The sequence below is a fragment of the Pseudomonas lactucae genome (assembly GCF_016937615.1).
Classification (GTDB): Bacteria; Pseudomonadota; Gammaproteobacteria; order Pseudomonadales; family Pseudomonadaceae; genus Aquipseudomonas; species Aquipseudomonas lactucae.
In genome coordinates this window covers 20,606-27,268 of the sequence record NZ_JAFHKI010000186.1, presented here as the reverse complement: position 1 = coordinate 27,268, position 6,663 = coordinate 20,606, and the positions used below count along the sequence as shown (strand labels likewise).

The 6,663-nt window shown below is 61.1% G+C and carries 7 protein-coding genes; 3 read left to right on the top strand and 4 right to left on the bottom strand.

Annotation, left to right across the window (positions count from 1 at the left end; all coding sequences use genetic code 11):
• Nucleotides 1–81: 81 nt before the first annotated feature.
• From JWR98_RS26960 to JWR98_RS26945, 4 genes are all read right to left on the bottom strand, one after another.
• Nucleotides 82–444, bottom strand: coding sequence for a hypothetical protein (locus JWR98_RS26960; protein WP_078732382.1), 363 nt, complete (start codon nt 442–444; stop codon nt 82–84).
• Nucleotides 445–733: 289 nt separating this feature from the next.
• Nucleotides 734–1,825, bottom strand: a complete 1,092-nt coding sequence (locus JWR98_RS26955) for an ATP-binding protein (protein ID WP_205491667.1) — start codon at nt 1,823–1,825, stop codon at nt 734–736.
• On the bottom strand, nt 1,822–2,550 hold the full coding sequence (locus JWR98_RS26950) for a response regulator (RefSeq protein WP_078732384.1): 729 nt from the start codon (nt 2,548–2,550) through the stop codon (nt 1,822–1,824). The genes JWR98_RS26955 and JWR98_RS26950 overlap by 4 nt, the downstream gene beginning before the upstream one ends.
• A gap of 132 nt (nt 2,551–2,682) precedes the next feature.
• A complete protein-coding gene (locus JWR98_RS26945) occupies nt 2,683–3,510 on the bottom strand; it encodes a helix-turn-helix domain-containing protein (RefSeq protein WP_078732385.1) in 828 nt (275 codons plus the stop codon).
• Between the two features lie 185 nt (nt 3,511–3,695).
• On the opposite strand from JWR98_RS26945, the gene JWR98_RS26940 reads away from it, so the two are divergent.
• The 3 genes from JWR98_RS26940 to JWR98_RS26930 are packed head-to-tail and all read left to right on the top strand — an operon-like array spanning nt 3,696 to nt 6,642.
• Nucleotides 3,696–4,835 carry an ornithine cyclodeaminase family protein gene (locus JWR98_RS26940; RefSeq protein WP_078732386.1) on the top strand — a complete coding sequence of 380 codons (1,140 nt, stop codon included), beginning with the start codon at nt 3,696–3,698 and terminating at the stop codon, nt 4,833–4,835.
• A 33-nt stretch (nt 4,836–4,868) separates the two neighbouring features.
• On the top strand, nt 4,869–5,291 hold the full coding sequence (locus JWR98_RS26935; protein ID WP_003172914.1) for a RidA family protein: 423 nt from the start codon (nt 4,869–4,871) through the stop codon (nt 5,289–5,291).
• Between the two features lie 58 nt (nt 5,292–5,349).
• Complete coding sequence (locus tag JWR98_RS26930) at nt 5,350–6,642, top strand: NAD(P)/FAD-dependent oxidoreductase (protein WP_205491666.1); 1,293 nt, start codon at nt 5,350–5,352, stop codon at nt 6,640–6,642.
• The last annotated feature ends 21 nt before the right edge of the window (nt 6,643–6,663 follow it).

Sequence of the window (6,663 nt, the reverse complement as noted above, 5' to 3'; positions counted from 1 at the left end):
GGGGCAAGAGCGCTTTGGTTGCTTTGCCGCTTTAGGTACGGCCCCGCCGATTTTGACTTTCCTCGAGCAGAATCGGCGGCGTTACGGACGACATGGGGCATCTGTGGCGCGCGGTGTACGGTGATAGCTGCCACGGCTGACGTCGAGCAGATAACGCGCTTCGTCGGTCATCAACAACAGGTCGATCTGGACTTCTTCAATAATGATTTCCGCCGTGATCAATAGACAAATAGCAGGGGCAACGATCAACCAGTGGCCATACCACAGCGTGACCAACGAAATGCATACACCAATCAACCACAGCGCCAATACGCACTGCGGCGCGTACTTTTGCAGGGGAATCCACACGCGTTGCAACTTTCTCAACTTGAACGTGTAGAGCGTCAATGACGTTTCCAGTTGTTTAAGGTCGATAGGGTTCCGAGCTGAATGCTGGGTAGGCATAACAGTTATCCACGTAATAACGTTAAACATCAGAGCCAGGCAGCAAGCGATGCAGCTATTTGCTGTGCGGGCGCCCAGGGCCTGGCAGTGTTTGGCCGAGCCAGGCGACATTGACTTCGTTGACTTCCACCCATTCACCCCTGGCGGGAATCCCTTCGCAACTCATGAAAGCTATACAACGTCCGTGTGTGTCCAGTAAGGCAAAGTGGCGGTATTTCTTAGCTCTCTTGAACAGGCCAATAGAGAGACGCATGCCATCACCTTGGTGAGAATTAATATTTATAAGGGGTCAGGTTTGAGGATTAAACAGCGAGACGCCCGGCCAACTGAGTTCAAACAAAGTGCCGCTGTCCACTACGGTTCGACATGTCACGGCGCCGCCATGGGCGATGGCAATCGCCCGCACCACGGCCAGGCCCAGGCCGCTGCCGCCCTGGGCGCGCGAGCGTGAACTTTCGCCGCGCTGGAACGCATCGAAAATGTGCTCTGCGAACGCCGCGTCGACCCCTGGGCCCTCATCCGCGACCCTCAGGAAATGGCCGCGCTCGTCACTGCCCAGTTCAATGTTGACGGTGCCCGGCGTGGCATGTCGGCGAATATTGTCCAGCAGCGCCAGCAAGGCCTGGCGCATGCGATCGGCATCGCAGTGCACGAGGCCCCTGCGCAGGTTCAACTGCAGCACAAAGCCGGCGCTGTTCAGGCTCGGTTCGAACAGGCGTGCTTCGGCTTCAAGCGCATCGGCCAGCGCCACCTCCCGCAGCGTCAGTTTCAGGTGGCCGTTGTCGCCCATGCCCACCACGCGAAGGTCTTCGACCAGGCGGGTCAAGCCTTCGACCTGGCTCAGGAGGCTGTAGAACTGCGCGGTGTCCGGTTCGAATACGCCCTCGGCCAGCCCTTGCAGACGGCCGCGCAGGATGGTCAGCGGGGTGCGCAGTTCATGGGCGATGGCGGCGTTCCAGAAGGCTTGTTCCTCGGCCATGCGTTTGAGTCGGTTCGCCATGCTATTGAAGTCGGTCACCAAGAGGGCGGCTTCGCCCAGGGAAAGATCGGGCGCCACGGCGCGAGCATCCAGGTCACCGTCAGCCAGGCTGCGCAGGCTCGCCGCCACCGAATTGAGCGGCGCCAGAATGCGTTTGGACAACTTGACGGCGACCGCCGCGCCGACGCTCAGGCTGACGCAGGTGATCAGTCCCATCCACATCCATTCCACGCCGCTGGGCAGCCATTCATCCGACTGCATCTCCAACTCCGTCGGCGGCGAAAAGGTCCAGAGCAATGCATAGAATATGTAGGAGCCGACCAGCGCGAGTGCGATCACGCACATCACCACCGCCGACATCGACACGATGATCTGGCGGCTCAGACTGTTGGCCACTTTCATGCCTGGCTCCCGAAGCGGTAGCCGACGCCACGGATGCTGCTCGGCACGCCGTGCAGGCCGAGGTCTTCGATCTTGCGGCGCAACTTGCTGATATGGCTGTCGACGGTCCGCTCCAGGCTGTCGCTCTCCGGCGAGCAGAGCACCAGCAGTTCGGCGCGGCTGAACACGCGGCGCGGCGTCTTGGCCAACTGTGCGAGCAGCTTGAATTCGGTCACCGTCAGGTACAACGGCTGTTTTTGCGTGCCGATGTGGACGCTCACCTCATGGCTGCCGATGTCGATCTCAAAGGCGTCGACACGCAGTACACGGTGGTCGGCGCCCTGGCCTTGATCGCCGCAGCGGCGCAGCACGGCCTGGATCCTGGCGATGACTTCCGCTGGGTTAAAGGGTTTGACGATGTAGTCGTCCGCCCCGATGCGCAGGCCCATGAGCTTGTCCATGTCCTGGTCATGCGCGGTCAGCATGATCACCGCGGTATTGCCGCGATGGCGCAGCTCCGCCAGCACCCTCCAGCCGTCCAGCTTGGGCATCATCACATCAAGCAGCACCAGGTCCGGTTTGAGCAGTTGATGCAGTTCGAGCGCACGCCGCCCATCCTGCGCGTGGGCGGTACGAAAACCCGCGCGCTTGAGGTAGGCCGTGAGGATGTCGGCGATTTGCGGCTCGTCTTCGGCGATCAGCACCAGCGCCTGGTGGGAGGGCGATGCAAGGAGTGATTCAGTCATGGTTTGCTCGTTCGGTGCACGGTTTTCAGCAACGGGTTGGATGATGCACCGCAAGCATGCACGTTCAGCGAAGGTTTTATGGAGAAATGATGGAGAGGAGGAATTAATTTTCGTCGAGCAGGGGCGGGATGTTCAGGCGAAACGGATGCGCTCGTTGCAGGCGCTCTGCAGCATTTTGCGTTGGTAATCGCAGGGCGTGGTACTGACCAGCTTTTTGAAGTCGCGCAAAAAATGCGACTGATCGGAAAAGCCCAGGTCCAGGGCCAGGTCCGAAAACGAAACGTCGTTGCAGGTGTTCAGGGTTTCCAGTGCCGCCTGGCAGCGAATGATCCGGCAGAACGTCTTGGGCGACACGCCGGTGTCCTGGCTGAACTGGCGATGGATCGTGCGGCTGGTGTAACCACTGAGGTCTTCCAACTGCTGAATGCGCAGGTCGCCACGGTGGGCCAGCGCTTGTTGAATGACCATGGTCGTGAGTTTCGAGGTCCTGCCCATCAGGCGCGGGGTCAGGTAGTCGCTGAACAGCTTCATCTGCTCGTGCAGCTGTGGGGCCTGGACGATGCTCTCGAAAATGCGCTGGGCAAAGGCCGACACTTCCAGCAGGTCCCACTCCTGTTCGGTCAGGTCCGCGGCCATGACGTTGATGAAGCCTGGAATGACCCCCGGCGCAAAGCGCACGCCGAAGTAATGGTGATCCTGCAGCAGTTCGACCCGCTGCGCTTGCAGCGGGGTGCCGCAGATTTTCACGGTTGGGCGCGTGGCGTCACAGTCGAACACGATGTCCACGCAGCCGTCCGGCACCGCCAGCAGGTCCGCTGAGTGGGCGACGTCGAACGCATAAAAATGCGAGATCGCCGGGTGTTCCGAAGGCATCACCGAATAGCGCGATGAGTTGAGCACGAACCACGGTTGTTCGTACGCGGTGTGGTGCCGCAGCGTCGGCGTACTCGGGTTGATCATGGGCGGACTCGGGGATGGCTGGAAGCAGAAATATTCACGCATGTTTCGCGCCAACTCGGCCGGGCGGACCGAGGGTTGATGTCCGAAATTTACAATACCGGCGCAAGACGCCCCGTGATACTCGACCTCGATAGCGTGGGAGCAGTGCCTACCGCAGCGATATCACCTTCAGTCCGAGAATAATTATGTCCACTACTACAAAAATAGACTTCATCTACCTGTCCGAGCAGGACATGATCCGCGCTGGCGTAACCGACATGCTCGCCTGTGTGAATACCATGGAAGAGATGTTCGGCCTGCTCTATAGCGGTGACTACCGCATGGCCGGGCCGAACAATGATTCCCATGGTGCGATGGTGGTATTCCCGAAAGATTCGCCGTTCCCGAACATGCCCAAGCCCACCGCCGACCGCCGCATGATGGCGATGCCGGCCTACCTGGGCGGCAGCTTCTGCACTGCGGGCGTCAAGTGGTACGGCTCCAATATCGCCAACCGCGAAAAAGGCCTGCCACGCTCGATCCTGATGTTCACCCTCAACGACCCCGATACCGGCGCACCGCTGGCGCATATGTCCGCCAACCTGTTGTCGGCCTACCGCACCGGCGCGATTCCCGGCGTGGGCGCGCGTCACCTGGCACGCAAGGATTCGAAGGTAGTCGGCCTGCTCGGTCCGGGGGTGATGGGCAAGACCACGCTCGCCGCCTTCATCGCCGTCTGCCCACAGATCGATACCTTGAAGATCAAGGGCCGTGGCGAGAAAAGCCTGAACGATTTCATGGCCTGGGTGAAGGACACCTACCCGCAGGTGACCACGATCAATGTGGTCGACAGCCTCGAAGAGGTGGTGCGGGGCTCCGACCTTGTTACCTATTGTAGCTCCGGCGAGACAGGCGACCCCTCGATCTACCCAATTGTGAAGCGCGAGTGGGTCAAGCCGGGGTGCTTCATGGCGATGCCGGCATCCTGCTCGCTGGATGAAGGCATGGAGCGCGCCGACGTGCGCAAAGTGCTGGACAACACCGGCCTCTACGAAGCCTGGTTCGAAGAGCTGCCCAAGCCTGCGCACCACTGCGTGCCGGTCATTGGCGTGCGGTTCATGGACATGATCGCCGAAGGCAAGATGCAGCACGCAGAACTTGAAGACATCGGCAAGATCATCGCCGGTGATGCCCAAGGCCGTCGCAACGATGAAGAGATCATCATCATGTCGGTGGGCGGCATGCCTGTGGAGGATGTGGCCTGGGGCACCGTGGTGTATCGCAATGCCGTGGAGAAAGGCATCGGCGTGAAGCTCAATCTGTGGGAAACCCCCGTCCTGCGCTAAGCCAACCTTTAACTCACTGACGAGACCTGTGACATGACCAAAATCATCAAGCTCAAGACCGGTTCCCCCTTTGAAGACCAGGCCAGTTATTCGCGCCTGGTGGTGGTGGATAACTGGATCTATGTGTCCAATACCGCCGGGCGCAATCCGCAGACCAAACTGATCCCGCAAGACATCCTCGAGCAGACGCACCAGGTGTTCGCCAACATCGAAACCGCGCTGGCCGCCGTCGATTCGAGCCTGGCCGATGTGGTGTGCTCGCGGGTATTTATCCAGGACCCCAAGGACGTGCCGGCGGTGATGGGCCTGATCGGCGAGAAGTTCCGTGGCGTCGATCCGGCCAGTACCGTCACCTGCCCGCCGTTGGGTTCGACGGTGTACAAGGTGGAGCTGGAAGTGACGGCGTATCGCAACGCCTCCAAGGCTCAGGTCGAAGTGATTCGCCTGTCGCAATAACCCGTTCTGCGGTCGTGCGCTCGCGCGGCCGTCCTCAATTGTTTTGCGAGTCTTGATCATGGCCCCGACTATTGCGCCCGTGAATACGTCCACCGAGTTCCCCACCGCCACCGCCGTTGTCATCATCGGCGGCGGCATCATCGGCTTGACCGCTGCGCTGACACTGGCCGAACGCAATATCCCGGTGGTGGTCCTGGAAAAAGGCCGTATCGCCGGCGAACAGTCCTCACGCAACCTGGGCTGGGTACGCAAGACCAGCCGCCACGCACACGATATTCCGCTGGCCCTGGCCGCTGACCGTTTGTGGGCGCAAATGCCCGAGCGGGTCGGTGCGGATGTGGGCTATCGCCAGGAAGGCATCCTGTTCGTCGCCCGCAACGAGGCGCAAATGGCGATGCATGAAGGCTGGCTCAAATCGGTCGAGCACCTGTCGCTTGACTCGCGATTGCTGAGCAAGCGCGAGATCGAAACGCTGGTGCCGGGCGGCGAGGGTGACTGGGCCGGCGGTATCTACACGCCGTCGGATGCGCGCGCGGAACCGACCCTGGCCAGCAGCGCCATCGCCAAGGCTGCCATGGCCCTGGGCGTGGTGATTATCGAGCAGTGCGCGGTGCGTACGCTGCAGACGTCCGCCGGCAAGGTCAGTGGCGTGGTCACCGAAAAAGGCGAGATTCGTTGCGACCAGGTGTTGCTCGCCGGCGGCATGTGGTCGCGGCGCTTTTTGGGCAACCTCGGCGTGTCGCTGCCGACCCTGGCCTTGACCTGTTCGGTGTTGCGTACTCATCCGATGCAAGGCCCCACCGAAATTGCCGTGGGCGCGCCGGACTTTTCGTTTCGCAAGCACAAGGACGGCGGCTTCATCATTACCCAGCGCGGCAAACTGGACGCTTTCCTGACCCTGGATCACCTGCTGCTGGCCAAGCAGTACATGCCGCAATTTCGCGCACAGCGCAGCGTGTTGAACGTGTCGCTGGGCAAGTATTTCTTTAACGACCTGGCGCTTGCGCGACGCTGGTCGGCCGACCGTGTCAGCCCGTTCGAACGCGTGCGTGTGCAGGATCCGGCGGCCAACCCGCGGCTCAATAACGATGCGATGAATAACCTCAAGGCGGCCTGGCCGGTGTTCGAACACGCCAGGATTGCCCAGGCCTGGGCGGGCACGATCGACGTAACGCCGGATTCGAACCCGGTGATCGGGCCGGTCGCGCAAATCCCCGGCCTGACCGTGGCCACCGGGTTCTCCGGGCACGGCTTCGGCACCTCGCCGGCGGCGGGGCACTTGGCCGCGGATATGGTTAGCGGGCATGCCCCGATCATCGACCCGAGCCCTTATCGTTTTGAGCGTTTCTAGGTCGCATGCACCGCGACAGTC